Consider the following 24517-nt stretch of genomic DNA (forward strand, 5'->3'; position numbering starts at 1 on the left):
ACGGCGACGCGGGCCGCTCACACTATCCGAGCGTCGGCCGGGTCGAACCCGAGCGTCAGCGCGTCCCCGTCGTGGGGATCGGGCGTCCGGAAGACCACGGTCCGGTCGCCCCAGTCGGCGTAGTAGCGGGTCGTCTCGCCGAGGAACTCCGCGGTGTCGACCGCGACCTCGAAGCGGTTCGCGTCGGCGCCCACGCGCAGGTCCTCCGGCCGGACGCAGAAGGTGAGGCGGTCGCTCGCGGCGGCCGTTCCGCCTTCCAGCCCGTCGTCGATCCGGAACTCCGTCCCGTCGACGGCCACGGTCGTCCCGTCGCCGTCGCGGCCGACGACCTCGCCGCGGAAGAGGTTGTTCTCGCCGACGAACGAGGCGACGAACTCCGTCGCGGGCCGCTCGTACACCTCGCGGGGGGTCCCGACCTGCTCGACTGCGCCGTCGCTCATCACGGCGAGGCGGTCGGAGATCGCGAGGGCTTCCTCCTGGTCGTGAGTGACGTAGACGGTGGTCACGCCCAGGTCCTTCTGGATGCGCTTGACCTGCCGGCGCAGGGTCTCCCGCAGGCGGGCGTCCAGCGCCGACATCGGCTCGTCGAGCAGGAGCACGTCCGGCGCCGGCGCGAGCGCGCGGGCCAGCGCGACCCGCTGTTGCTGGCCGCCCGAGAGCTGGTCGGGGTCGCGGTCGCCCATGCCCGAGAGATCCACCAGCTCCAGCAGGTCGGTCACCCGTTCGTCGACCGACTGGCCGTCCGGCGGGTCGGCGAACTTCAGGCCGTAGGCGACGTTCTCGCGGACGCTCATGTGCGGGAACAGGGCGTAGTTCTGGAAGACGATGCCCACGTCCCGCTCCTCGGTGGGGACGCCGGCCACGTCCGCGCCGCCGAACCGGACGGTGCCGGCGGTCGGCGATTCGAGGCCGGCGATCGTCCGGAGGGTCGTCGTCTTCCCGCAGCCGGAGGGGCCGACGAGCGTGAAGAACTCGCCCTCGGCGATGTCGAGGCTGACGCCGTCGAGCGCGACGGTGTCGTCGAAGGCCTTCCGGACGCCGTCGAGTTGCAGGTCAACCACCGAAACCACTCCCCTCGCCGAGTCGGTCGATTATCACGAAGCTCACGCCCGTCACGACCAGCAGGACCACGCCCATCGCGGTCGCGGGGCCGAGCCGTCGGCCGATGAACCGCTCGATTGCGACCGGCATGGTGTAGCCGGAGCCGCCGGTGGCCAGTATAACCGTCGAATCGAACTCGCCGATGCTGATGGCGAAGGCGAAGGCCGTCCCCGCGAGGATGGCCGGGACGACCAGCGGGAGTTCGATGTCGAGCATCACCCGGGCGCGGGAGGCACCGAGCGAGCGCGCCGACTCGACGACCGAGTCGTCGATGCCGGCCAGCGCCGGCGCGACGTTGCGCGTGACGAAGGGGTAGGCGCCGACGGCGTGGGCGGCGACGATGGCGACCGCGCCCGTCGCGGTGAACCGGTAGCCGAAGGCTTCGGTGCCGAAGACCCATCCCCGTAACAGCCCCAGGCCGACGACGACGCCGCTCACCGCGAACGGCGCCATCGAGAGGGTGTCGATCAGCTTGCGCCCGCGGAACTGTCGGGTGCTGACGACGGCGAGGAACACGCCCATCGGGACCGCCAGGAGTAGGGTCCCCGCGCCGAACACGAGCGAGTTCGTGACGGCCGTCAGCGGCTTGACCTGGAAGGCGTAGGCGCTGGTCTGGCGTTCGACCAGGAAGCGGTAGTTGCGGAGCGTGAACCCCTCGGGGCCGGTGACGCTGCTGTAGACCAGGCTGACGATGGGGACGACGAAGACGACGACGGCGACGACGGCGTAGCCCCAGGCGAACAGCCGCCGTTTCGTCGCCGGGCCGAAGAGATCGATCCGGTCGGGCGGGCGCGCGGCGCCGGTCGCCCGCTGGCGCGCCTCGTAGCGCAGGTAGGCGTAGGTGAGCGCCAGCGAGAACAGCATCTCCATCGTCGCGAGCGTGGAGGCGGTGCCGTAGTCGAGCTGGCTGATCCGGTGGTAGACCCACACCTCGACGGTCGCCAGCGAGAGGCCGCCCAGCGCGAGGACGACCGCGAACGACATGAACGAGAAGATGAACGTGAGCAGGGCGCCGGTCAGGATCGCGGGAAGCAACTGCGGGATCACCACGTCCCGGAACGCCCGCAGCGGCGACGCGCCCAGCGAGCGGGCGGTCTCGGTCATCTCCGCGTCGATGCCCTCCCACGACGCGGCGGTGATCCGCGCGACCAGCGGCGCGTCGTAGAAGGCGTGGGCGAGGACGATGATCCCGAGCGTCCCGGTGAAACTCGACACCTGCAGGCCCAGCGCCTGCAGCGTCCCGGTGACGACGCCGCTCGCGCCGAACGTGGCGACGAACCCGATCGCGACGAGGATCGTCGGCATGACGAACGGCAGCGCCGTCAGCGAGCGAATCGTCCTGCGACCGGGGAACTCGAAGCGGGCGAGGACGTACGCGCCCGGGATCCCCAGCAGGACGGCGGCGACCGTCGACAGCAGCGCCTGGTAGGCGGTGAAGCCGAACAGCCCCAGCCGGTAGTCGGGGAACGACCGCACGATAACGGCCGGGTCGTCGAGCGCCTGGGCGACGACGCCGAAGTAGAACGGGTCGCGCAGCACCTCGACGGCGGTCGCGAGCGTGTAGACGCCGTCGACCCGGACGGCCTCGACGAGGACGATCCCCACCGGGTAGAAGAACATCAGCCCCAGCACTGCGAGCGTCGCGACTGCCAGCGCGGGGGCGCTCAGCCGTTCGACGACCCGGGAGGCCCGCATCTACTGCGTCGCGATCTGGCGCGACCAGTCGCTGAGCCACGGCTCGACGTTGCCCATCAGCTCGTCGTAGCCGAAGCTGACGATCTCCTCGGGCTCGTAGACGAGGTCGTAGTAGTCCGAGGGGAGGTCGGCGTTGTCGACCGCGGGGAGCGCGACGTTGCGCTGGGCGATCTCCGCCTGGATCTCCGGCTGGAGGACGAAGTCGATGAACTCCGTCGCCAGCCCCATCCGGTCGGTGCCGGTAAAGGGCGCGGCCCCCTCCAGGTAGGCGTAGCCCGAGTCGTCGAGGAACCCGACCTGGTGGCGGGCCATGTCCTGGTCGTAGCGGTCGGCGTACACCTGGTCCGTCGAGTAGGAGACGACCATCGGCGCCTCGTCGTTCGAGTAGGCGTCGTAGGCGGTCCCCCAGTCCTGCAGGACGCGCGTCCCGTTGTCCATCAGGTTCCTCCAGTAATCGAGGTAGCCGTCCTCGCCGAACTGGTCGATAGTCCAGAACATGAACTCCAGGCCCGTCTCGCTGTTTTGCGGGTTGGGGACGAGCAGGCCGTTCTCGTAGGGGTCGCTCGCCAGCTCGTCGAACGTCTCGGGCGCGTCGACGCCGCGCTCGTCCAGCGCGTTCTGGTTGTAGACGAGGCTGATGTAGGAGGCGCCGACGGGGATGGCCCGCTCCTGGGGGTCGAAGCGGTAGTCGTCGACGACCGCGTCGGCGTTCGAGAGCGCCCCCGTGTCGACGCTGGTGAACAGCGAGTCGCCCTCGCCGACCCCGCGGTCGGCCTTGACGAGGTTCTCCGGGGTCAGCCCGAGGAACAGGTCGGTGTCGATGCTGACGCCCTGCTGGCGCCGCTGGAGGAAGTAGTCCATGCTGCTCTCGGGCGCGAACCACTGCAGGTCCGCGTCGTACTCGGACTCGAAGCGCTCCTTGAGCCACGGGCCCGGACTCGAACTCGGCGCGTCGACGAACGACGGGTACGTGCCCACGCGCAGCAGCGGCGTCCCGCCCGAGGCAGTCCCCGTCACCGTCCCCTCTGCGGTCTCGGTCGCCGTGCCGTCGCCGTCCGTGGCGGTCGACCCGCTCTCGGGCGTGTCGGTCGAGTCGCCCTCCGTCGCGGTCGAGTCGTCGGTCGGTTCGGCGCTACAGCCGGCGAGCAGTCCGGCGGCACCCGCGCCCACGGTGGTGAGGAAACGTCGTCGGTTCACAACCAGTGAATATAGACGGCGAATAAAATACCCCGCGATCCTGACCCGACGGATCCGGAGGAAACCACCCGTTCTGGGACGCGAACGTGCAGAAATGGACAATCAGACGGAACGAATCGGCACTGGCGTGGGGGCCTGCTTTCGACCGGCCGTTCGGCCGCCGTCAGATGTCGACGGTCGGCACGGGCGACTCGTCGGACCGGCGTTCCTCGACCATCGCGGCCTGTTCGTCGTCGTCCATCGGCTCGAACTCCGCCGCGGCGTCGAGGATATCGTCGACGAGCCGCGGGTCGCCCGCGTTGGTCAGGGTCGTCACGCCCTCCTGGGCGAGCGTGAACCGGAGACACCGCCGCAGGTCCGCAGGGTCGTCGTAGGGTTCGTACCAGGTGTTGTAGGGTCGCTCCTCCTCGGACAGATCGTCGGGCCACGGCCGCTTCGCGAACGTCTTGATCGCCAGCACGCCGATCCCCCGCTCGGAGAGTTCGCGGGCCAGCGCGGGGAACTCGTGGTCGGGACCCTCCTTCGCGGCGACGGTCGCGTTGACCGGGAACATCGCCGTCTCCAGGTCCGGGATCCGTTCGACGGCCTCGCGGATCACCGCGGGACTGCCGTGGCTCGTCAGGCCGATGTGGTCGATGATTCCCTCCTCCTGGGCCTCGCGGTAGGCCTGCAGCGCGCCGTCGTCGGCGGTGATCGCGTCGATCTCCGAGGACTCGGTGACGGCGTGGAACTGGTAGAGGTCGATGTGGTCGACACCGAGCCGGTCGAGCGACGCCTCCAGCTTCTCCCAGGCGCCCTCGTAGCTCCGTTCGAGCGTCTTGCACCCGAGAAAGACCTCGTCGCGGCGGTCGGCCAGCGTCGGCGCGAGCTTGACCTCCGCGGTGCCGTACTGCGGCGCCACGTCGACGTGGTTGACCCCGCGGTCGAGGACCGCCTCGGTCATCTCGTCGGCCTCGGGCTGGTCGAGGAAGTCGAGCGCGATCGCGCCGAAGGTCAGGACCGTGCTCTCCTGGCCGGTATCGCCCAGCGGTCTGGTCTCCATAGCCGGAGTAGGGTCGAGAGCGGCAAAAACCCCGGTGGCCCCGGCGGGTGCGTCCGGAAGCGCGCGGTCGTCGTCGATCCGCACGGGAGCGCGAGGCGCGTCCGGCAGGTATTCTGGCGTATGCTTTATGCCCGGTGACCGGCAAGGGGCGATCATGGTTCAGTGTGAGATGTGCGGGAGCGAGACGAGTTCCCCCAACCGCGTCAAGGTCGAGGGGGCGGAGCTCGACGTCTGCGACGAGTGCACGGACTTCGGGACGGAGGTCACCCAGCAGTCCTCGTCGTCGACCTCGACGAAGTACTCGACCTCGTCGTCGGACTCGTCGTCCGGGTCCTCGGGTGGATCGTCGTCCTCGGGCTCGTCGAGTTCGGGCGGGTCCTCGCGGCGCCGGCAGGACATGTTCGACGAGATGGACGAGCTCGCCCAGGACTACGACGAGACCGTCCGCTCGGCGCGTGAGTCCGCTGGCATGAGCCAGGAGGACCTGGCCCGCCAGCTCAACGAGAAGGCCAGCCTCATCCGGAAGATCGAGCGGGGCGACACCCTCCCGAGCGACGAGGTCCAGCGCAAGCTGGAGAGCGCGCTGGACGTGGATCTTTCCGCGGGCGGGACGACCGACGAGTCCGAGTGGTCGGGCGGCGACTCGACCGGGGAGTACACGCTCGGCGACGTTGTCGAACGGAAGGACTCCTGAGGACGGGTCTCCGGCAAGCGAAACCGTTCGGGAACGGGACGACGCGGCCGCTCACTGCGTTTTCGCGACGTAGTCGTCGCCCAGGTCGTCGGCGATCCCCTGGATAGTCTCCTCCATCTCGGCGATCTCCCGCTGGAGGCGCTGGAACGTGTCGCTGTCGGCGAGCTCCGATTCGGTCTTCTCGACCTGCAGGACGTTGCGCTTGAGCTTCTTCGCGGTGAGCTCGCGCTTGCGGTCGGTGTACTCCGACAGCTTCAGCAGGCGGTCGACGACCTCCCTGAGCCGGTCCCTGGTCACCGGTTTGACCACGTAGTCGTCACAGCCCATGTCGATGATGTCGAAGTCGGGGTCGACGGCGGTGACCATGGCGACCCGACACTGGAGGCCCCGCTCCTGGATCTCCGCGAGCACCTCGTTGCCGGAGACGATGGGCATCCGCCGGTCGAGCAGGACCACGTCCAGGTCCGAGGCGAGCATCTCCAGGGCCTCGGCGCCGCCGTAGGCAGTCCGCACCTCGTACTCCTCGTCGAGGTACTCCGTGTACAGCTCGGCGAGGTGGTCCTCGTCCTCCACGACCAGCACCGTCCCGCGTTCGGCACTCCCCTGTGTCACGACGGACTGATATTGCGGGACGACCGTCTTAACTCTCACCCTCGACGCCCGGGTCGGTTCGCCGGTCGACGGCCGCCGGCGCCGACCGGATCCCGGGGGATCCGACCGGGCGACCGTCGCCGGACTCACAACCTATTTCCCCGTCGGGGTCGCCAACTCGGGTATGTTCGTCCTGGTCAACCTGAAAGCCTACCCGTGTGACCCCGTCGAGATCGCCGAGGCGGCCGCCGACGTGAGCGACGCGACCGGCGTGCGGATCGCCGTCGCCCCGCAGGCCGCCCACCTCTCGGCGGTCGCGGAGACCGGCGTCGAGACGTGGGCCCAGCACGTCAGCCCCGTCGAGCACGGCAGCCACACCGGCAGCACGCTCGCAGAGGCCGTCGCCGACGCCGGCGCCGAGGGCACGCTGCTCAACCACTCCGAGGCGCGGCGCAAGCTCGCGGACATCGACGCGAGCCTCGACGCGGCCGAGCGGGCGGACCTGGAGACGGTCGTCTGCGCGAACAACCCCGGCCAGGTCGGCGCCGCGGCCGCGCTCGGCCCCGACGCCGTCGCCGTCGAACCCCCCGAACTCATCGGCACGGGCACACCCGTCAGCAAGGCCGACCCCGACATCGTCACCGACGCCGTCGAGGCGGCCGCGGCGGTCGACGAGTCGGTCGACGTGTTCTGCGGCGCCGGCATCTCGACCGGCGACGACCTCGACGCGGCCCGCGACCTGGGCGCGACGGGCGTCCTGCTGGCCAGCGGCGTCGCGAAGGCCGACGACCCGCGGGCCGCGCTCGAAGACCTGGTCGAACCGCTCGCCTGACCGCTCCAGGAGAAGCGCGACTCGCCCGGGGATCGCGCCCGGGCCGACCGCGGACGCGTTCGCTGTCGGTGGGTATTTGCGACGGTCGTCGCAAACCCGACCATGGTCGACGACGCGAGTCGCGACGCGGAGAGCGGCGCCACAGGCGGCGGACCGTCGACTGACGCGTCGGACGGTGGGCTGTCTGACGGCCCGGAGTCGCACGACGCGTCCCCGGACGCGGTTCCGCCGAGTTCCTACGTGCTGGTCGTCCTCGGCGCTGTGAGCTATCTCCTGCTGATGGCCAACTGGTTCGCCCTGGCGGCCTTCCTCGAACCCATCGGCCGGGGGCTCGGCCTCTCGGACACCCAGGCCGGGGCGCTCGTCGGCGCGGTCCCGCTCACGTACGTTCCGCTCTCGCTGCTCTCCGGGCTCGCGCTCGACCGCATCGGCGCGCGCCGCGGCATCGCGCTCGCGGTCGGGGTCTTCGGCGTCGCGCAACTCCTGCGCTCGGCGACGACGGGGTTCCCGGGGATGCTCGCGACGACCGTCCTGTTCGCCGTCGGTGCGACGGGGATCACGTTCGGCCTGCCGAAGCTCGTGGCGAGCGTCTTCCCCTCCCAATTGCTGGGCACGATGTCGACCGTGTACATCCTCGGCTCCTACGCCGGTACCGCGGCAGCCTACAGCGTCGGCCGGGCGATCCTGGGGCCCGCGCTGGGCGGCTGGCGGCCGACCTTCCGCGTCCTCGCAGGCGCGGCGCTGGCCTTCCTCGTCGTCTGGCTTCCGGTCGCCGCGTGGCACGCCCGCCGCCACGGGACGCCCTACGGCGACGAGGCGGAGAGCGACTTCGCGCTCGGGTCGCTCCGGGTGGACGTGACCCGGGTCTTCTCCCACCGCGTGATGCGGCTGCTCGTCGTCGTCGGCACCGTCTACCTGCTGCTGGGCCACAGCCTCCAGGGGTGGTTGCCCACCCTCGCGGGCGCTCGCGGCGCGGCCCCCGCGCGGGCCGCGGCCGTCGCGACGCTGTTCGTCGTCGGCCAGGCCGCCGGCACCGTGGTCGTCCCGCCGCTCTCAGACCGGCTGGGTCGCCGCCGCGAGGCAGTCGTCGCCTGCGGCGGCGCGGCACTCCTGGGGATCGCCGGCCTCGTGGTCGGTCGGAGCGTCCTCGCGGCGAGCGTCGCCGCCGTGGTCGTCGGGACCGGCGTCGGCGGCGTCTCGCCGCTCGTCCGCGCTATCCCGACCGAGATCGAGGACATCGGCCCGGCGCTGACCGCGACCGCCGTGAGCCTCGTGTTCGCCGTCGGCGAACTCGGCGGCTTCTTCGGCCCGTTCCTCGTCGGCGGGCTCAGGGATCTGACGGGCTCGTTCGCCCCCGGGCTGGCGGTGCTGGCGGTCGGTGCCCTCGCGATGGTCACTGCGGGCCTGCGGCTGCCCGAGATCTGATCGCGACGGATCCGTGGAGCAGAGTGGACTCCGTGAGCGGCGTCACGGTCCGCTGGCGAGTCAGTCGAGGATCTCGACGTCGTCGTTGTCGACGGCGAGGGAGGAGTCGTCGTCGCCACTGTCGTCGGTGGCGTCGTCGGATCGCAGGTCGTCGAGCCCGTTGGTGGCGTCTCCGCTCGGGGTGGCGTCTTCGGCCGGCACGTCGCCGGCGCCGGTCGCCGTGCCCGCGTCGGGGTCCTCGACCTGACCGGGTTCGTCGGCCTGCTCGTGGTCGTCGCCGTCCTCGGCCTCGTCGACCGGCACGTCCTCGTGGTCGTCGCCGTCGAGCGCGCGCTCGACCTGCTGGACGAACGGGTCGACCGACTCGCGGTCGGTACGCTCGCGCAGGAGGGCGGGGACGCGATAGTCGTAGCGCCCGCGACCGACGTGTTCGACCAGACCGCGGACGCGCAGCCGCCGGTTTCGGGCGTAGGCCCGGGTTCGGTCGTCGGAGCCCCCGGCCGCGAACAGCGCGTCCGTCGGCGTCCCGGGGCCGTGGTCGCGGTAGTAGCGCAGCATCTGCCGTGTCTCGGCCTCCAGGTCCGCGAGGTCGTCGGCCAGCTCGCTGGCGAACGCGGCGGCGTCCTCGACCGCCTCGTCGTCGACGGCCGTCGAGGTGCCCGCCTCGAAGGCGTCGGTCGCGCGGTCGCCCAGCGGGTCGTCCTCGACGCCGTCGAACCCGCGGGTCATCGCCGCGTCGTCGGCCCCGCCGAGCCCCTCGTCGGCCCGCGCGGTCCTTCCGCCGTCCGTCGCGGCACTCCCGGTGGCTTCGGCGTCGTCACCGAACCCGTCGGCCATGCCGCCGAACATGCCGCCGTCGTCGCCGTCGCTCCCCGAGGCCTCCGCGGTCGTTTCGCCGTGGTCCGTGTCCGCGTCGGCGCCGTCGGCGACCTCGTCGGCCTCGGCGCCGCCCTCCCAGGCCTCCGCCCGGGCGGCCTCGTCACCGGGCCAGGTCATCGCCGACTCGTCGTAGCCGTCGTCCTCGCGGGCGGTCTCGTCGGGCAGCGGCGGCTCCTCGCCGTCTGTATCCGCTTTTGCCGACCCGTCGGTCCACTCCTCGGCGTCGTCGAACGACGACTGGTCCCCGTTCGCGGCGGCGCGGCGCTCGCGCATCCGCTCCTGTTCGGTGCGGCCGGGGTTGGCCCCCTTGACGTGGTCGACCAGCGCCTGCGTGAACTGGTCGGCCATCCGCTGCATGTCGCGGGCGTCCTGTAGCTCCGCCTCCAGCTCGGCGATCCGCGAGTTCTTCTCGTCCAGCTGTTCGCGCAGTTCGGCGATGCGGTCCTCGGTCTCGGCCTTCTCCTCGCTGATCTCCTGCAACTCGGAGACCAGGTCGTCGCTGACGGACTTGAGGTCGGGGCGCTCGAAGTCGTCGAGGCCGGGCGTGGCACCGGCGTCGAAAGTCTGCTTGCGGCGGAACTGGACCCGCTGGACGTCCTCGTCCCAGTCGTTCATCATGAACGCCTCGCCGTCGTCGAGGTCCTCGACGGCCTCGGCGTACTCCGTGTCGAGCACCCGCTTGACGACCTTCGTGTCGTTGTTCCAGGTGAGCCGGTGCCAGACGAGCCAGTCGCACTGGGTGATGAAGTCCTTCTTCACGTCGGCGGGTCGCTGGCTGATGCCGACGATCCCCAGGCCGTGCTTGCGGCCGCGCTTGGAGATCTTGATGAGCATCTTGCCGCACTCGCCGACGCTGCCCTTCTGGGGGATCCACTCGTGGACCTCCTCGACGAGCATCAAAAAGGGCTGTTTGAGCTTCTTGGCCTTCGCGAACAGCCGCTTGGAGACCTCGGTCAGCAGGTCGGCGGCCTCCTCTTCGTCGAGGAACGACGACACGTCGAGGATGATCGGGACGTTCTGCTCCAGCGCGAGCGTGGCGATCTTCTCGGCGTGCTCGGTGGTGACCTGGATGTCGCACTCGTCGTCGGCACCGGCGTGGAGGATCTCGTACTCCTCCTTGAGGCCGTAGTACTCGCCGTCGATGTCGACGATGAGCATGCCGAAGCCGTTGTCGAGCAGCTTCTCGACGACGACGCTCGCGGTGTTGGACTTGCCCGAGCCGGACTTGCCGGTGACGAACCCGCGCCCGGTCAGCAACTCGACGACCGGCAGGTCGACGGCCCGGCCCGGCTCGCCCGACCCGCACGGCCCGTCGCTCACGTCCGCGACGGTGATCGACTCTGTCTCTGCCATTACCGATCCACACCCGCGGCCGAGCCATAAGCCCCCGTCAGACGGAGGTCTGACGACCGATCTGTTGCGATGAGCGGGCGCGGTGCGGGTGGCGCGCGCTGTCGTCTCGGAATCGCAAGCGATTCCGAGGGCCGTCAGAGAAGCGATTCCGAGGGTCGTCAGAGAAGCGATTCCGAGGGCCGTCAGCTCTGACGGAGGCGCGCGTTCATGCGCGCGACCGGTCGCGCGAGGTCTTCGTGAACTGTGTGAACGAAGGCTCGTCGGAGCTTGCTCCGACGGTGGATGAGCGACGGCAGAAGCAAATCGGCTGGGGAGGCTCGTGGCCCTCTGCGGTGCCGTGCGGGGCGGTCTGCAGTACGGTCCTGGCGTCCGCGCGAACGTGTGAGCGCGGGCTCGGGAGAGCGTGCTCGCCCGGTGGACTGAACGGGCGAGGCACGCTCGCGCCGAGAGTCGACTGAGCGGGCAACATATCCGCGCGGTGCGAGGTGCTGTGCGCCTCGAAGCGAACGGCTGTGCCGTGAGCGGGCGGTGCCGAGAGCGCGGATATCCCGCCTGGTTCGAGAGAGCTTCGCTCTCTCGTCACTGAGCGAATCCGAGATTCGCGAGGTCTGTGGGAGCTGTGCTCTCGCCCGATCCCGAAAATCTTCGGTTTTCGGAGACAGCGACCGCGAGCGCGCCGAAGGCTTTCAGCGCTCACCGGCGAATGCGGTCTCCCCGACACGACTTCGTTTCACGACACCACAAACAGAAACAGCCGATACACTCGCCACTCGAACCGAACGGGACGGGACTCAGTCTGTCAGTCGCTCGTAGGCCGACTGCACCGCTTTGAACTCCTCCTCGTCGCCGTCGGGGGAGTCGGGGTGGACCTCCTTGACTTTCTCGCGGTAGGCGGCCTTGACCGCGTCCTCGTCGGCGCCGCGGTCCAGGCCGAGCGTGTCGTAGGCCTCGGCGGCTGTGGGACCGCTCCGCCGTGCGGCGGCGGTCGCCCGCCCCCGGCGACGGCGCTGACCGCCCGCGCGGGCTCCCCGTCGCTGGCGACGGCCACCCCCTGACTGCTGGCCGCCGGCTGCCTGTGCCCGTCTTCGGGCGCCCTCGTCGCGGGGCGGTTCCCAGTCCTCCCGCGGGCCGGCGCCGAACCCGCCGCGGTCGGCGCGGCTGCCGCCACCGGCGCCGCCCGGTGCCGCCCGGTTCTCGACCCCGCGGTAGAGCCGCTGTGCGAACCGACCCGACGCGTGGTACCACATGAAGTACGCGACCGCACCGAACAGCGCTGCGACGGCGAAGAAGCCGAGGTTGGCGACGAACCCGAAGATGGCGAACAGGACCGCGATGGCGGCGAACACCGTGGCGACCGCCGTGACAAGCCGGGTACCGTACACGATCGCCCCTTGGCGTCGGTGCCTCCTAAACGTCTCGGACGCGGCGGAACCTCTACTGGTGACCGGTCGCGGACGGTTCCCGCTCGCCCGTTCTCGGGGACCGTCCTGCCCGCCATCCACCCGCCGCCCAATCCCTTTACGCGCTCGCCTGCTACGAGCTTACATGAGCGTATCCGGGCTCTGCGAGGTCTGTCAGCGCCCCGATGTCGACCACACCTGCGACCGTTGCGGGAACCTGGTCTGCGACCGGCACTTCGACACCCAGCTGGGGATCTGCAGCGAGTGCGTCGCCGAAGTCGAGGGCGGGGATCCGACAGACCCGACCGGGACCGGCGACGACACCCCCGACGGCGTCGACACCTACCGGTTCTGAGCCCGAACCCCTCGTCACGCCTCGTCGAGCGTCGCGCGGGCGCCCTCAAGCCACCACGAGAGGTCCCGCGTCGCCGCGGGCTGGCGGTCGCTGAGCGCCATCCCCGAGTCGGCGAACGCCGCCGCCGACCAGAACCGGACGCCGTCGGGTTCCGCGCCGGCCTGTAGTTGCCCCCCCGTCGCCGCCCTGTCGACGGCGTAGCAGAGTCTCGTCGTGTACTGGTCGGGGACCGACTCGTAGCTCCGGGCGTCGAACAGCTCCAGTGCTCCGGGGTCGACGGTCAGGCCCGTCTCCTCTCGGAGCTCCCGCGCCGCCGCGACGGGCGGGTCCTCGTCGGCCTCCAGCCGACCCCCCGGCGTCTCCCAGGTGTCCGCGACGCCGGGGACGCCCACCTCGCAGAGCAGCAGTTCGTCGCCGTCGACGACGGCCACCCGGGCAGCGGGCGTCGGGTTGTAGAACGCGAACTCCTCGCAGTCCTCGCAGCGGTGGACGGTCGGCGGGTCGACCGCGGCCAGTTCGCCCCCGCAGTGAGGGCAGTACTCGGGCGGCTTGTTAGTCATACGCACGATCACTTCGTCGCCGCTACTTGATGGTTTTCGACACGAACGATCCGGAGGGTCGCCGTCGGGCAGTGTTCCACCGGCTGGCCGCCCTCCGGCCAGTTACGCTCCGGCCAGTCACGCCCTTGGTCGGTTCACTCCCGGTACTGGTTCAGCCGCTTCTTCAGTCGCTTGGCGGCCTGTCCCGACGCCTGGGCGAACTCCTCGCCCTGGTCCTCCCCGGCGAAGATGATACCGCGGGAGGAGTTGACGAGGCCGACGCCGTCAGCGAGGCCGTACTCGACGGCGGCCTCGGCGTCCCCGCCCTGTGCGCCGACGCCGGGGACGAGGAACGGGATGTCGGGGACGATCTCCCGGACCTCCGCCAGCTCCTCCGGTGCGGTGGCGCCGACGACCAGACCGACGTTGTCGTTGTCGTTCCACAGGTCGGCGAGCGCCGCGACCCGTTCGTACAGCGGCTCGCCGGTTTCGAGTTCGAGGTTCTGCAGGTCGGCGCCGCCGGGGTTGGAGGTCCGACAGAGGACGATGACTCCCTTGTCTTCCCGCGAGAGGAACGGTTCCAGTGCGTCGCGGCCGAGGTAGGGGTTGACAGTGATGGCGTCGACGCCCATACCGTCGTCGGAGAGCAGGTCTGCGTACTGGCGGGCGGTGTTTCCGATGTCGCCGCGCTTGGCGTCCAGCAGGACCGGCACGTCCTTGCCGTGGGCGTAGGCGACGGTCTCGCGTAGCGCTTTCCAGCCGTCGGGGTCCTCGTAGAAGGCGGCGTTGGGTTTGAACGCCGCGGCGTGTTCGTGCGTCGCGTCGATGATGCGGCGGTTGAACGCCCAGCGGGGCAGGTCGTGGTCGTGCAGGTGGTCGGGGATCCGGGCGGGGTCGGGGTCCAGCCCCACCGAGACGACGCTGTCGACGGCCGCGATGCGGTCGGCCAGCCGGTCGAAGAAGTTCATACCCGAGTCTCGCCGAGTCCGGTAAACAAGGTTGCGACTCCCGGCGGGGGATCTTCACGTGGGAACCGTTAACTCTCCAGCCCCGTAATTCGGCGTGTGACCTGCCCGTTCCTCTCGTACCGGGAGTCGGCCGACGGCGCGAGCTTCGACGAGACGCGTGCCTACTGCGAGGCCGCCGAGCGGTTCGTCCAGCCGATGCGCGCGGACATCTGCAACGACCGGTTCGAACTCGCCCACGCCGAGGACTGCGAGATCTACCGCGACCACGCCGACGACGCCGCTGGCGAGCCGACCGGCGAGAGTGACCACGAGAGCGGCAACGACGGAGGCGATGGCTCGTGAGCTACGAGCGGTTCCTCGCGGACGAGCCGGTCGTCGTCACGGCGGCGCTGACCGGCGGGATCCACGGCAAGGAGACCAACCCGAACCTGCCGGAGACGCCCGAGGAGATCGGGAGGGCAGCGGGGGAGGTAGAGGCGGCCGGCGCGTCAGTCGTCCACGTCCACGCCCGGAAAGACAACGGCGAACGAGCGTTCTCGACCGAGCGGTTCGGGGCGATCGACGAGGCGATCCGCCGGCACACCGACGACGTGATCATCCAGCATACGACCGGGGCGACGGGGGCGCCCGCGGAGAAACGCCATCTCTCGCTGCGGACGGACCCGCCGCCGGAGATGGCGTCGCTGGACATGGGGCCACTGAACCGCTACGACCGGCTCACCAGCGAGAACACCGTCGCGACCATCGACGCGCTGTACGACGAGATGGCCGACCGCGGGATCAAGCCCGAACTGGAGGTGTTCAACGACGGCCACCGCAACGAGGTCCACGGCCTGCTGGAGCGGCGCGACCTGGCCGACCCGGTCTACGCGACGCTGATCTTCGGCCCGGGGACGCTCACCCGACCGCGACCCCGGAACTTCCTCAACGCCGTCGACAACCTCCCCGAGGGCGCGCTGTTCAACACGCTCGGGTTCGGCCGCCACCAGTTGCCCTTCGCGACGATGGGGATCCTCTTCGGCGGCAACGTCCGCGTCGGGCTGGAGGACAACGTCTACTACCGGAAGGGGGAACTCGCCGAGAGCAACGCCCAGCTCGTCGACCGCGTGGTCCGGGTCGCCGAGGAACTCGGCCGGGAGGTCGCCGATACCTCGCAGGCCCGGGGGATTCTGGGACTCTGACACCGGGCGACTGCACTGGGATCCGAGGCCCCGGGTGATCGCACAGGGATCAGGGGCCCGGGCGACCGCGGTCGGGTCGGTAACCCCGATGTCATCGGGTGGCGCCGATGTCGGCGAGCGCCTTTGTAGGGCGACACCGTATGGAAGCCCATGACCGCCCAGCGAGAGACGTTCGGTGCGGCACCGACGGACGAACACCCCGCTCCCACAGGGGAGGTGGCCTGAATGGACGGGCCCCACCAGGGACAGCAACTCGCCACCGGCGGGACGCCGCTGGAGGAGGCCGAGGCCGCGATGATCCTGGTCCACGGCCGCGGCGCGACCGCCGAGAGCATCCTCCAGATGGGGCGCCAGCTCCACGAGGACGGCGTCGCCCTGCTGGCCCCGCAGGCCGCGCGCAACACCTGGTACCCCAACTCCTTCCTCGAACCCGTCGAGTCCAACGAGCCCGGCCGTTCGTCGGGCCTGCAGGCTATCGCGGACGCCCTCGGCGAGGCGAACGACGCCGGGATCCCGACGGGGAAAGTCATGATCCTCGGGTTCTCCCAGGGCGCCTGTCTCGGGTCGGAGTTCGTGGCGCGCAACCCGCGGCGGTACGGCGGCCACGTCGCCTTCTCCGGCGGGCTCATCGGCGAGACGGTCGACCCCGACGAGTTCGAGGGGTCGCTGGAGGGGACTCCCTCGTTCGTCGGCTGCAGCGACGTGGACCCGCACATCCCCGAGGAGCGCGTCCACGTGACGACGGAAGTGCTGGAGCAACTCGACGCCGACGTGGAGGAGCGCATCTACCCCGGCATGGGCCACGGCGTCAACGACGACGAGGTCGAGTACGTGAGCGGGATGGTCGCGGACCTCGTCGCGGACGAGGACTGATACGGATTATTGGGAGCGTTTACCGGGTCGACCGCACGACTGCGTGCGGTCGATCCCGGAATGACTTGCAATAATCCGTATGAGCCACCGGCGGATACTGTGCTGCTGACCCGTCAGAGCGTCTCGGAGGCGAAGCGGCTGACGATCTTCTCCTCGGCGCGCTGGAGGCGGTACTGGACCGTCGAGTGGGGGGTGTCCAGTTCGTCGGCCAGGTCCGCGACGGTCGCGTCCCGCGGCGTGCCGTAGTAGCCGGCGCGGACGGCGGCGGCGACCGTCTCCCGCTCCTCGGGCGTCAGCAGGCCCGCGGTGCCGAACCCGCCGTTCCAGTTCTGCGGGTCGGAGACGTGGCCGAGTTCCAGCGAGATGCCGTCGCGCAGCCGCTCGTCGACCCGGTCGTACAGCTCCCCCACGGCGCAGTCCTCCGGGATGAGCAGCCGCCAGACGTACTCGTCGTCACACCGCTCGGCCTCGATCAGCAGGCCGTCGCCGACGTGGTCGACGGCGAGGTAGGGGATCGAGTGGCAGTGCTGGATCTCCTCGCGGCGCGTGAAGTAGACGCGGTGCTCGGGTTCGGAACTGATGACCTGGTACTCCCGCGTCGAGTCACAGCCCGCCACGTCCAGGCACTCGTTGCACGTCGTCTCGTCGAGGAAGTGTTCCTCGACGGCGTCGAGGGCGTCGGGCGACCCCAGGACGTGGTCGACGCGCCACATAGAGCGGTCGTTGGCGAAACACGCCGCCGTCTGGGCGCGCAGCCCCGACCGCTCGCGGAACACGTCCATCAGCTCGTCCGCCCCCGGCCGGTAGGTGAGGACGAACTCGAACTCGCGCATACCGGCGAATTTGTTGGACATAGCTAATGGGTTTCGATCCGAATTCGTCGGCCGTACGGGGGACTACCGAGAGGTATGTTCGGCCAGGACCCGGTGTTGGGTATAGACAATCCGTCGGGGCGCTGCGGCGAAGTCCACGCTGGCGAGCGAGCGGCGTCCGTCGACGCCTGGTGCTCGCCTACGCGTCCGCGGCCCGATAGCGGTCGCCGTCGCGGGCGGCCAGGCCGAACTCGACACTCCAGTCCAGCAACCGCCCGGTCCGCTCGCGCCACTCGGCCGCCCAGTCGGTGTGGCGGTCGCGCTCCCACCGGGGGACGTGCTCGCGGATCTCGTCGAAAGCCTCGTCGAGTGTCAGCGACTCGGCCGCGCGCAGCGCGGCGAGGAGTTCGCTCGCGCCGAACACCCGGCCTTCGAAGGCCTCGGCGAGGGCGGCCTCGTCGGCGTCGACGCGCCGTCGCCTGAACCCCCGCGGCGTCTCCTCGGCGAGTTCGAGCGCCTGGAGGAAGGTGAGGTACTCGCGGGCGGCGTCCCGGGAGGGCGCGGCCGTCTCGTCGACGATCCGGAGACAGCAGTCCTCGACCGTCCCCGGGACCAGCGGCAGGGCCCGCTGGGCGGCCGCGAGGAAGGCCGGATCGCGGACCGGCGGGACGATCTTGTAGCGCACGCTAGAGCCCGAAGCTCTCGGCGAGTCGCTCCTCGTTCACGTCGCCGAGGACGTGCGTGTCACCACCGACCACGTCGATGGTGACCTGGGCGGGCGCGAACACGGACTCGGGCACCTCGTAGAAGTCCCAGTCGGCGTCGGCGAAGATCTCGGCGAACGGCGTGTCGTACTCGTCGGTCGCGGTCGAGGGCACCTCGTCGAACCGGTCGAACGGCTCGTCGACGACGAGGTGGGCCTGGCCGCCGTAGGCCAGCGCGTCGTTCGTCCGCGCGATCGCCGTCTCCTCGTCGTCGGCGACGGGTGCGACCGGCGCCGACCCCGTCACCGAGAGGATATCGAGCGGGTCGTAGCCAAGCTCCGAGAGGCGGAACGTCGCGAGCTCGGCCGCGCGGGCGGCCATCGCGACGCTGCCGGTGAGGCTGGCCGTCGAGAACGCCTGGAGGAAGACGCCGCTCTCGGCGACGCCCGCCCGCTCGGCGACGTGCTCGACGACGGCCTCGTCCGGGACCGTCTCCGTCTCGATGGCGAGGACGGCGAACTCGAAGTCGTCCTCGTAGCCGACGCGCTGGAACTCGTCCTCCTCGGCGACGAGCGCGCGGGCGGGGCCGCTGCCCAGCCCCTCGAAGCCGTCGACGCTGAGCTCCCAGCCGGCCTTCTGCGAGCAGAGCAGGGCCAGCGCCGGGTGGTCGGTCGACAGTTCGACGTGGGTCAGCGGCGCGCCGGCGACCTCGGCGAGGTCGCTCTCGACGGTCGCCAGCCCGGCGGTCTGTATCTCCGCGAGCATCAGCCCGGCCTCGACGCCGCCCGGCACGTCGACGCCGAAGTCGACGACCAGCGCCTCGCTGTCCAGCTGGTGGGCCGCGACGTTCAGCTCGTCGGCGAAGTCCAGCGCCTCGTCGACGAGGTCCGTCGCGGTCCGGTTGAGACTCTCCATACACCCGCCTCCACGCCGCTGGGCCTTCGGTCTTCGGTTCGCCGACGCGGACGACGCGGCCCGTTCGCCCGACCGGCCCTCACTCCGGACGCTCGCGTCTCGCTTCCCGCCCGAGGTGGTCCTCGACGGCGTCGACCTTCTCGCCGGCCGACTGGTCGACGGTTCGCTTGTCGTCCACCTTCAGGAACGTGCTTACGCGGTCGGCGTCGACGGCCTCGTGAGCGGCCTGTGCGGCCGCGAACAGCTCCGCCGAGTCGTCGGCCTCGATGACCGTCCCCATCGGCGTCGTCTCGTAGCCCACGTCGAACTCGTCGAGCGCCGCCACCGCCTTCGCGACCTCCTCGGACATGCTCCCCTCGACGACCGGTGCCACGCTCAGAAAGCCGATGACTGTCATGACCGGGGGTACGACCGGCCGGACCTAAGATGCTCCGCCAGCGCGCGGCTCGACCCCATGGAACAGATCTGCCCGATGTGTAATCAGTTCGTGACAAAAGCAAATGGTATGTACTCATCCCCGAGTCCGGGAGATTCCTGATGAATTATCGGCACAATTTATAAGTAACGACTGTCGTTAGGTCACCCTGTCATACGATGGCACCTGACAGTGGAGACATCGAGGAGGCGGACGACGTCGTCTCGATCGAACTTGGCGTATCGCGCCGGAAGCTGATGAAACAGCTCAGTGCGGCCGGGCTGGCCAGCGGGCTCGCGGGGATGGCGGGGTGCAGTTCGCTGCGCAACCAGGAGACGGCCACGCCGACGAGCGGAGGCGGCGGCCAGGACGGCGACGGCGGCGACGGCGGTGGCGGCGGGTCGAACCAGATCCCGGAGTTCACGCGGGTCCCGCTGGTGCCGCCGCCAGGCGCCGACTCGATGGACCTCTCGGAGCCGACCCACGAGGAGCGGCGGATGGACTTCGTCACCCACAACGGGACCAACCAGTTCTTCACGCCGGTCATCGCCGGGATGAACGACGCCCTCAACGCGATGGGCTGGACGGGGTCGTTCACCGGTCCCGAGGGCAACGACCAGGCCCGGCAGGTCGAGATCCTCAACACGAAGGTCGACTCGCTCGAGAGCGGCCGCGACCTGCTCGGGACGACGGTCCTCGACGAGTCGTCGTACACCGCGCCCGTCAAGAGCGCGATGGAGAACGACATCACCGTCGTCCAGTACAACACCACGGTCGACGGGTGGGACTACGAGTACATGATGGACGAGTTCGGGATGCCGCTGCCCTACGTGGGTCAGCGGGCGTTCCCCGCCGGGAACGCCGTCGGGATCACCGCCTACGAGAAGGCCCAGGAGATCCTCGGTTCCGACACCGAACTGACCGTCCTGCCGTGTATCGCCGTGCCGGGCCACCCGGCGCTGCAGGCCCGGACCGACGGGTTCGTCAACTCCATCGGCGCCCAGGACAACGTCACCATGCTCGACCAGCTCAACGTCAGCACCGACGTGTCCCAGGCGACCTCCCGCGTGCAGGACGCCTACAGCGCCAACAACGACATCAACGTCATCCTCGGGTCGGGTTTCTGGGGGCCGGCCGCGGCCGCCCAGCTCGTCGAGAGCGAGGGGCTCCAGGACGAGGTGATCGTCGGCGGCTTCGACCTGCCCGAGTCGACGCTGCAGGGGATCGAGAACAACACGATCACCTTCACCGTCGGGCAGGACCCCTACTCCCAGGGGTTCCAGTCGGTGATGCTCGGCTGGGAGTACGTCGAACGGGGCATCCCGATGAAAGACTACATCACCGGCGTCTCCATCGTCGACGAGTCCAACATCGAGTTCGCCAGGACCCGCTCGGGGTCGTGGGACGAACTGGTCAGCTGGCAGGACGAGAACTACGACACCTGACCCCGCGCTCGTCGGCGTTGCCCGGCCGACCCCGCGTCGGCGGGGCGCCGCCGTCATCGACCGGCGGATCGACGACGGGTTCCCCGTCGCCGGATCGCCCGAATACTGCCGAGAGAGTGGTTCTGCGACGACAATACGCCGGTGAATTTAATGGATGGGCCCGTAGAACGATGAGGTATGGCAACCGAAGTGGACAGCGGTCCGGAGGCAGTGGAACGCGAGCGGACGCTCGTACAGCGGATCTTCGGCCGTCGGGAGTTCGGCGTCGTGGTGGCCATCCTCGGGCTCCTCGTCGTCGGGTCGGTCGTCCGGGCGGACGTGTTCCTGACGCTCGGAAACTTCGTCGGCGTCCTCCGCAACGCCGCGGTCGTCGCGCTCATCGGCTACGGGATGACCGTCCTCATAACCGCCGGGGAGTTCGACCTTGCGGTCGGGTCGGTGATGGGCATCTCTGCCGGGATCACGGCGGTCATGCTGCTCGACGGGTTCTCGATCTGGTTCATCTTCCTGACCGTCGCGCTGCTCGCGGTGTTCTTCGGGGTCCTCCAGGGTATCCTCGTGACGAAGGTCGGACTCCCCTCGCTGATCGTCACCATCGGGACGCTCACGCTGCTGCGCGGGGCCCACCTGGCCATCCTGGGGAGCGTCACCCAGACGATCCCCCTCGGCGAAACGCCGCTCTCGCTCAGGGCGCTGGGGGGAACGATCTCGCTGCCGTTCCCGGTGCTGGTCCCGTTCACCGACGTGCAGCTGTTCACGCTGCCGGCGCTCTCCTACCGGCTCCCGGGAGTCCACGACGCGACCCAGACGTTCGACACCATCCCGCTGCAGATCCTGTGGGTGGTCGCCCTCGGCGCGGTCTTCCACTACATCCTCTTCTACACGGCCTTCGGCTACCGCGTCCGCGCGACGGGCGGGGAACTCAAGGCCGCCGAGTACACCGGCATCAAGACCGACCAGGTGAAGATCGCCGGGTTCGTCATCGTCGCGCTGATGGCGGCCTTCGCCGGGCTGAGTCAGCTGGCCTTCACGGGCAACGTCTCGCCGCTGACGGGTGACGGCCAGGAACTCGTCGTCATCGCCGCGGTCGTCATCGGCGGGACCGACCTCTTCGGCGGCGAGGGGACGATGAGCGGGACCGTCCTCGGCGCGCTCGTGTTCGCGTTCACCCAGAACATCCTGGTGCTCGCCGGCTTCGGGACGGAGCTGTTCTCGATTTTCACCGGCCTGTTCATCATCTTCGCCGTCGCCGTCGACGCGATCACCCGCCGCACCCGCTACGAGACCGTCGTCGAACAGTACACGACGCCGCTGCGACGCATCCTGCGCCACCCCCGGGAGTACTTCGGGCACGTCCGCGACCAGGTCCAGGGCGTCGACCGGCCGCTCGCCTTCTTCGTGCTCGTGACCGCGACCTGGGCGCTGCCGGTCGTCGTCGTCGCCGCGCTGACCTTCGTCACCAACCCCCTGACCGGGTCGCCGTTCCTCGGGCTCGCGTTCGACCTGCTGTTCATCGCCGGCGACGTGGGCGCGCTCGGGATGATCCCGGTGTTCGCGTACGTCCTCGCGGGCGGGAGCGCGCTCCTGCTGGTCGCGTTCCTCCAGCCGTTCGTCTGGCTGTTCGACGGGTCGGGCGACGTCGACGAGACCGTCCAGGCGGTCTGTTTCGCGGCCGCGCCGACCGTGGGGCTGTTCGTCCCCGTCCTGCTGGCGGCGCTCGACTTCATCTTCCCGCTTGTCGCCGCGACGGGCGCGGTCGTCGGCCTCGCCGTCCTCGGCCTGCTCGTCTTCGGGATGGAGACGCTGCACGAGCTCCCGCGGAGCCGCGCCGCGGGCGCCGTCGCCGGCGCCAGCGTCCTCCTGCTCGCGGTCTTCGCGTTCGTCGCCGTCGAACTCTGACGCGTCCTCCCCGCGGTCCCCCGACTTCTCGCCGTGCTACTGGTGCCTGCTGACCCGGAGTTGACAGGCCCCCGCGTCCGTCGCCTCGCCGCCCGCCGCGCGGTCCGACACCTCGGCCTATCCCCCGGAGCGGCCGCTACGGAGGCCTCAACGGTCGAAGGGTCGGCGAAGAATCAGCTACCGTCGGCCGTCCGCTCGGTATCGGTTTCCGTCGCCGCGGCCTCGTCGGCCGTCCGCTCGGTGTCGGTCTCCGTCGCCGCGGCCTCGTCGGCCGACCCGTCGCTCCCGGGAGCCGTCTCCGGTTCGGACGCGGCGTCGGCCGTCTCGTCGGTCCCGTCGTCGAGCCGCTGGACCGCGCCGGTCATCAGCCCGACCACGTCGCGGCGGTCGAGCGACGGGTCGTTGTCCAGGACCTGGACGAGCTTCCCGTCGCGGAGGACGGCGATCCGGTCGGCCACTTCGAACACCTCGTCGAGGTTGTGCGAGATGAACACGACCGTCCGGCCCTGGTCTTTCAGCCGCTCGACGAGTTCGAGGATCTTCTCCGAGCCCTCGACGGAGACCTCCGCGGTCGGCTCGTCGAGCAGGACGATCTCCGGGTCGGAGATGAGCGCGCGCGCGACCGCGGTCGCCTGCTGCTGGCCGCCCGACAGCTCCGCGGTCGGCGCCGTCGGGTCGACCTGGAACCCGATCTCCGCGAGCGCCTCGGTCGCGCCCTCCTCCATCCGGTCGCGGTCGACCCGCCGGAGGAGCCGCCCCAGCAGGTTCGACTGACGGGGTTCCCGCCCCATGTAGACGTTGCTCGCCACGTCGTGTTGCCCCGACAGCGCCAGGTCCTGGAACACCGTCTCGATGCCGACTTCCTGGGCGTCGCTCGGGTCCTCGATGGTCTGTTCGGCGAGCTCGCCGTTCTCGTCGCGGACGTAGATCGTCCCCGCGGTCGGGGAGATGACCCCGGTCAGCGACTTGACCAGCGTCGACTTCCCGGCCCCGTTGTCGCCGACGAGCGCGAGCACCTCGTTGTCCACGATGTCCAGGTCCACGTCGTCCAGCGCCTGGACCCCCTCGTAGCGCTTCGACAGCCCCTCGACCCGGACGACCGGCGTGTCCGCCGCCTCGGCGGTCGCTCGCTCGCCGCTCGCTGCTCTATCGTCGACAGTTGACATGGCACGTGATTCTGTATCCCGAGTATTAAGCCTTCAGGTAGCCGGGGTGGTCCCGCCCCGGCCGAAACGGTGTCTGCAGTCGAACCGTCCGGGTAGCTGCAGGCTGGTTGCGAGGTTCTCAACCGAGAGATTCGGACCGAAACCTTAAGTACCGACCTCGGAAGTGCGTTGAGTATGTCCGGCCTACCGGACTCGCCTTCCTACGAGGAGGACGAGACGCTCGCGAAACTACAACAGGCGCTCGACGACGCGACGGGCGTCGATATGCGCGCCGCGCTCGAAGGCGCTATCGAGGACCGGAAAGCGGAGATTCGCCGGAACGCACGCGACGCTCGCCACGCGGACTGATTCCCGACCGCGGCCGGCACACGATATTCTCACCGTATCAGCCGTAGGCGCCGCTTTACCGAGACCACGTCGTCCGGTCGAAGACCCTCGTGTTCGGGAGAGATCGGGGCCCGAACGTGGCGCATCCGCTCGCCGAGTAGTTCACGGAAGAGGTGCGACGGGCGAGATTTGAACTGCGCGCGACCGGTCTACTTCAAATCTCGGAGCGCATTCATCCGCTCACGAAGGCGAGCGCACGAGGTACTCGCCGGGTAGTTCGCGGAAGAAGTGCGACGGGCGAGATTTGAACTCGCGTTAGGACCGTGGCAGGGTCCTGTGATACCACTACACTACCGTCGCACGCTCGGCGTCGCCCGGTCGCCCGGTGCGCCTCACATCGTAAACGACTGGCGGAGAGGGATAAAAGGCTTCCGAATCGGTCGGACCGGCGACGGCGACGGCCGCGCGGGCTGTCGATTCGCGGCGGGGAGTCGCCCCCGGTTTCCCGGCCGACCGCCACCACGCTTTTCCGGCCGGCGACGCGTGTCCAAGGCGTCATGCCAGGCGACCCCGTCCAGTGTCCAGTCTGCGGGTGGACAGGCCAGCCGAACGATCTCGACGCCGGCCAGGGCCGCGGGAGTTGCCCGGTCTGCGACGAGACGATACCGAACCACGACTGAGCGGCGCGCCGGCGGGACGCTCGCGCGCG

General features: G+C 69.9%; 25 protein-coding genes and 1 tRNA gene. 11 read left to right on the forward strand and 15 right to left on the reverse strand.

What is annotated here, in order from left to right; genetic code table 11:
- Window positions 1-17: 17 nt before the first annotated feature.
- The 4 genes from ACMGFG_RS17370 to ACMGFG_RS17385 form a co-directional block, all read right to left on the reverse strand.
- Complete coding sequence (locus ACMGFG_RS17370; RefSeq protein WP_436931585.1) at window positions 18-1061, reverse strand: ABC transporter ATP-binding protein; 1044 nt, start codon at window positions 1059-1061, stop codon at window positions 18-20.
- On the reverse strand, window positions 1054-2796 hold the full coding sequence (locus tag ACMGFG_RS17375; RefSeq protein WP_436931586.1) for an ABC transporter permease: 1743 nt from the start codon (window positions 2794-2796) through the stop codon (window positions 1054-1056). The genes ACMGFG_RS17370 and ACMGFG_RS17375 overlap by 8 nt, the downstream gene beginning before the upstream one ends.
- Window positions 2797-3993: a thiamine ABC transporter substrate-binding protein gene (locus ACMGFG_RS17380; protein ID WP_436931587.1), complete on the reverse strand. Its 1197-nt coding sequence runs from the start codon at window positions 3991-3993 to the stop codon at window positions 2797-2799.
- A gap of 163 nt (window positions 3994-4156) precedes the next feature.
- Window positions 4157-5035 carry an aldo/keto reductase gene (locus ACMGFG_RS17385; protein WP_436931588.1) on the reverse strand — a complete coding sequence of 293 codons (879 nt, stop codon included), beginning with the start codon at window positions 5033-5035 and terminating at the stop codon, window positions 4157-4159.
- 154 nt (window positions 5036-5189) lie between these two features.
- Here ACMGFG_RS17385 and ACMGFG_RS17390 point away from each other — a divergent pair, with 154 nt between their 5' ends.
- Complete coding sequence (locus ACMGFG_RS17390) at window positions 5190-5729, forward strand: multiprotein bridging factor aMBF1 (protein WP_436931589.1); 540 nt, start codon at window positions 5190-5192, stop codon at window positions 5727-5729.
- Window positions 5730-5780: 51 nt separating this feature from the next.
- Here the strand turns inward: ACMGFG_RS17390 and ACMGFG_RS17395 are convergent, their stop codons facing one another.
- The gene (locus ACMGFG_RS17395; protein ID WP_436931590.1) at window positions 5781-6341 is read right to left on the reverse strand and encodes a response regulator; all 561 of its coding nucleotides are present in this window, start codon (window positions 6339-6341) and stop codon (window positions 5781-5783) included.
- Between the two features lie 163 nt (window positions 6342-6504).
- On the opposite strand from ACMGFG_RS17395, the gene tpiA reads away from it, so the two are divergent.
- Together tpiA and ACMGFG_RS17405 are read left to right on the forward strand one after the other, a co-directional pair.
- Window positions 6505-7152, forward strand: coding sequence for a triose-phosphate isomerase (tpiA, locus tag ACMGFG_RS17400; protein WP_436931591.1), 648 nt, complete (start codon window positions 6505-6507; stop codon window positions 7150-7152).
- Between the two features lie 102 nt (window positions 7153-7254).
- Window positions 7255-8577, forward strand: a complete 1323-nt coding sequence (locus ACMGFG_RS17405) for an MFS transporter (protein WP_436931592.1) — start codon at window positions 7255-7257, stop codon at window positions 8575-8577.
- A 60-nt stretch (window positions 8578-8637) separates the two neighbouring features.
- On the opposite strand, the gene ACMGFG_RS17410 is transcribed toward ACMGFG_RS17405, so the two are convergent.
- A complete protein-coding gene (locus ACMGFG_RS17410; RefSeq protein WP_436931593.1) occupies window positions 8638-10809 on the reverse strand; it encodes a helicase HerA domain-containing protein in 2172 nt (723 codons plus the stop codon).
- Between the two features lie 791 nt (window positions 10810-11600).
- Complete coding sequence (locus ACMGFG_RS17415; protein ID WP_436931594.1) at window positions 11601-12191, reverse strand: J domain-containing protein; 591 nt, start codon at window positions 12189-12191, stop codon at window positions 11601-11603.
- A 163-nt stretch (window positions 12192-12354) separates the two neighbouring features.
- Between ACMGFG_RS17415 and ACMGFG_RS17420 the strand changes: the two genes are divergently transcribed.
- Window positions 12355-12564: a hypothetical protein gene (locus ACMGFG_RS17420; RefSeq protein ID WP_436931595.1), complete on the forward strand. Its 210-nt coding sequence runs from the start codon at window positions 12355-12357 to the stop codon at window positions 12562-12564.
- A 14-nt stretch (window positions 12565-12578) separates the two neighbouring features.
- On the opposite strand, the gene ACMGFG_RS17425 is transcribed toward ACMGFG_RS17420, so the two are convergent.
- The gene (locus ACMGFG_RS17425; protein WP_436931596.1) at window positions 12579-13124 is read right to left on the reverse strand and encodes an NUDIX hydrolase; all 546 of its coding nucleotides are present in this window, start codon (window positions 13122-13124) and stop codon (window positions 12579-12581) included.
- Between the two features lie 134 nt (window positions 13125-13258).
- On the reverse strand, window positions 13259-14071 hold the full coding sequence (gene pyrF / locus ACMGFG_RS17430; protein ID WP_436931597.1) for an orotidine-5'-phosphate decarboxylase: 813 nt from the start codon (window positions 14069-14071) through the stop codon (window positions 13259-13261).
- A gap of 96 nt (window positions 14072-14167) precedes the next feature.
- On the opposite strand from pyrF, the gene ACMGFG_RS17435 reads away from it, so the two are divergent.
- From ACMGFG_RS17435 to ACMGFG_RS17445, 3 genes are all read left to right on the forward strand, one after another.
- A complete protein-coding gene (locus tag ACMGFG_RS17435; RefSeq protein WP_436931598.1) occupies window positions 14168-14413 on the forward strand; it encodes a hypothetical protein in 246 nt (81 codons plus the stop codon).
- On the forward strand, window positions 14410-15252 hold the full coding sequence (locus ACMGFG_RS17440; RefSeq protein ID WP_436931599.1) for a beta-keto acid cleavage family enzyme: 843 nt from the start codon (window positions 14410-14412) through the stop codon (window positions 15250-15252). The genes ACMGFG_RS17435 and ACMGFG_RS17440 overlap by 4 nt, the downstream gene beginning before the upstream one ends.
- Window positions 15253-15477: 225 nt before the next feature.
- On the forward strand, window positions 15478-16125 hold the full coding sequence (locus ACMGFG_RS17445; protein ID WP_436931600.1) for an alpha/beta hydrolase: 648 nt from the start codon (window positions 15478-15480) through the stop codon (window positions 16123-16125).
- Between the two features lie 113 nt (window positions 16126-16238).
- Here the strand turns inward: ACMGFG_RS17445 and ACMGFG_RS17450 are convergent, their stop codons facing one another.
- From ACMGFG_RS17450 to ACMGFG_RS17465, 4 genes are all read right to left on the reverse strand, one after another.
- Entirely contained in the window at window positions 16239-16958 is a 720-nt protein-coding gene (locus ACMGFG_RS17450; RefSeq protein WP_436931601.1) for a helix-turn-helix domain-containing protein, read from the reverse strand.
- A gap of 178 nt (window positions 16959-17136) precedes the next feature.
- Window positions 17137-17622: a double winged helix-containing putative transcriptional regulator gene (locus ACMGFG_RS17455; RefSeq protein ID WP_436931602.1), complete on the reverse strand. Its 486-nt coding sequence runs from the start codon at window positions 17620-17622 to the stop codon at window positions 17137-17139.
- 1 nt (window position 17623) lies between these two features.
- Entirely contained in the window at window positions 17624-18556 is a 933-nt protein-coding gene (gene mch / locus ACMGFG_RS17460; RefSeq protein WP_436931603.1) for a methenyltetrahydromethanopterin cyclohydrolase, read from the reverse strand.
- A 79-nt stretch (window positions 18557-18635) separates the two neighbouring features.
- Window positions 18636-18953, reverse strand: a complete 318-nt coding sequence (locus ACMGFG_RS17465) for an MTH1187 family thiamine-binding protein (RefSeq protein WP_436931604.1) — start codon at window positions 18951-18953, stop codon at window positions 18636-18638.
- Window positions 18954-19150: 197 nt separating this feature from the next.
- Here ACMGFG_RS17465 and ACMGFG_RS17470 point away from each other — a divergent pair, with 197 nt between their 5' ends.
- The gene (locus tag ACMGFG_RS17470) at window positions 19151-20416 is read left to right on the forward strand and encodes a substrate-binding domain-containing protein (RefSeq protein ID WP_436931605.1); all 1266 of its coding nucleotides are present in this window, start codon (window positions 19151-19153) and stop codon (window positions 20414-20416) included.
- Between the two features lie 177 nt (window positions 20417-20593).
- A complete protein-coding gene (locus tag ACMGFG_RS17475; RefSeq protein WP_436931606.1) occupies window positions 20594-22315 on the forward strand; it encodes an ABC transporter permease in 1722 nt (573 codons plus the stop codon).
- 173 nt (window positions 22316-22488) lie between these two features.
- Here ACMGFG_RS17475 and ACMGFG_RS17480 read toward each other — a convergent pair whose 3' ends face one another.
- Window positions 22489-23481: an ATP-binding cassette domain-containing protein gene (locus ACMGFG_RS17480; protein WP_436931607.1), complete on the reverse strand. Its 993-nt coding sequence runs from the start codon at window positions 23479-23481 to the stop codon at window positions 22489-22491.
- Window positions 23482-23655: 174 nt separating this feature from the next.
- Here ACMGFG_RS17480 and ACMGFG_RS17485 point away from each other — a divergent pair, with 174 nt between their 5' ends.
- Entirely contained in the window at window positions 23656-23829 is a 174-nt protein-coding gene (locus tag ACMGFG_RS17485) for a hypothetical protein (protein ID WP_436931608.1), read from the forward strand.
- Window positions 23830-24097: 268 nt separating this feature from the next.
- On the opposite strand, the gene ACMGFG_RS17490 is transcribed toward ACMGFG_RS17485, so the two are convergent.
- Window positions 24098-24168 (reverse strand) — tRNA-Gly (locus tag ACMGFG_RS17490).
- A gap of 197 nt (window positions 24169-24365) precedes the next feature.
- Here ACMGFG_RS17490 and ACMGFG_RS17495 point away from each other — a divergent pair.
- Entirely contained in the window at window positions 24366-24488 is a 123-nt protein-coding gene (locus ACMGFG_RS17495; RefSeq protein WP_436931609.1) for a hypothetical protein, read from the forward strand.
- Window positions 24489-24517 lie beyond the last annotated feature (29 nt).

It is taken from the genome of Halosimplex halobium (assembly GCF_051414055.1).
Classification (GTDB): domain Archaea; phylum Halobacteriota; class Halobacteria; order Halobacteriales; family Haloarculaceae; genus Halosimplex; species Halosimplex halobium.

What these genes read in the sequence shown, in the direction of transcription:
- ACMGFG_RS17375 (WP_436931586.1), bottom strand. Translation starts at nt 2,796, where the DNA reads ATGCGGGCCTCCCGGGTCGTCGAACGGCTGAGCGCCCCCGCGCTGGCA.
- ACMGFG_RS17385 (WP_436931588.1), bottom strand. Translation starts at nt 5,035, where the DNA reads ATGGAGACCAGACCGCTGGGCGATACCGGCCAGGAGAGCACGGTCCTG.
- ACMGFG_RS17390 (WP_436931589.1), top strand. Translation starts at nt 5,190, where the DNA reads ATGGTTCAGTGTGAGATGTGCGGGAGCGAGACGAGTTCCCCCAACCGC.
- tpiA (WP_436931591.1), top strand. Translation starts at nt 6,505, where the DNA reads ATGTTCGTCCTGGTCAACCTGAAAGCCTACCCGTGTGACCCCGTCGAG.
- ACMGFG_RS17405 (WP_436931592.1), top strand. Translation starts at nt 7,255, where the DNA reads ATGGTCGACGACGCGAGTCGCGACGCGGAGAGCGGCGCCACAGGCGGC.
- ACMGFG_RS17410 (WP_436931593.1), bottom strand. Translation starts at nt 10,809, where the DNA reads ATGGCAGAGACAGAGTCGATCACCGTCGCGGACGTGAGCGACGGGCCG.
- ACMGFG_RS17420 (WP_436931595.1), top strand. Translation starts at nt 12,355, where the DNA reads ATGAGCGTATCCGGGCTCTGCGAGGTCTGTCAGCGCCCCGATGTCGAC.
- ACMGFG_RS17425 (WP_436931596.1), bottom strand. Translation starts at nt 13,124, where the DNA reads ATGACTAACAAGCCGCCCGAGTACTGCCCTCACTGCGGGGGCGAACTG.
- pyrF (WP_436931597.1), bottom strand. Translation starts at nt 14,071, where the DNA reads ATGAACTTCTTCGACCGGCTGGCCGACCGCATCGCGGCCGTCGACAGC.
- ACMGFG_RS17445 (WP_436931600.1), top strand. Translation starts at nt 15,478, where the DNA reads ATGGACGGGCCCCACCAGGGACAGCAACTCGCCACCGGCGGGACGCCG.
- ACMGFG_RS17450 (WP_436931601.1), bottom strand. Translation starts at nt 16,958, where the DNA reads ATGCGCGAGTTCGAGTTCGTCCTCACCTACCGGCCGGGGGCGGACGAG.
- mch (WP_436931603.1), bottom strand. Translation starts at nt 18,556, where the DNA reads ATGGAGAGTCTCAACCGGACCGCGACGGACCTCGTCGACGAGGCGCTG.
- ACMGFG_RS17465 (WP_436931604.1), bottom strand. Translation starts at nt 18,953, where the DNA reads ATGACAGTCATCGGCTTTCTGAGCGTGGCACCGGTCGTCGAGGGGAGC.
- ACMGFG_RS17470 (WP_436931605.1), top strand. Translation starts at nt 19,151, where the DNA reads ATGGCACCTGACAGTGGAGACATCGAGGAGGCGGACGACGTCGTCTCG.
- ACMGFG_RS17475 (WP_436931606.1), top strand. Translation starts at nt 20,594, where the DNA reads ATGGCAACCGAAGTGGACAGCGGTCCGGAGGCAGTGGAACGCGAGCGG.
- ACMGFG_RS17480 (WP_436931607.1), bottom strand. Translation starts at nt 23,481, where the DNA reads ATGTCAACTGTCGACGATAGAGCAGCGAGCGGCGAGCGAGCGACCGCC.
- ACMGFG_RS17485 (WP_436931608.1), top strand. Translation starts at nt 23,656, where the DNA reads ATGTCCGGCCTACCGGACTCGCCTTCCTACGAGGAGGACGAGACGCTC.
- ACMGFG_RS17495 (WP_436931609.1), top strand. Translation starts at nt 24,366, where the DNA reads ATGCCAGGCGACCCCGTCCAGTGTCCAGTCTGCGGGTGGACAGGCCAG.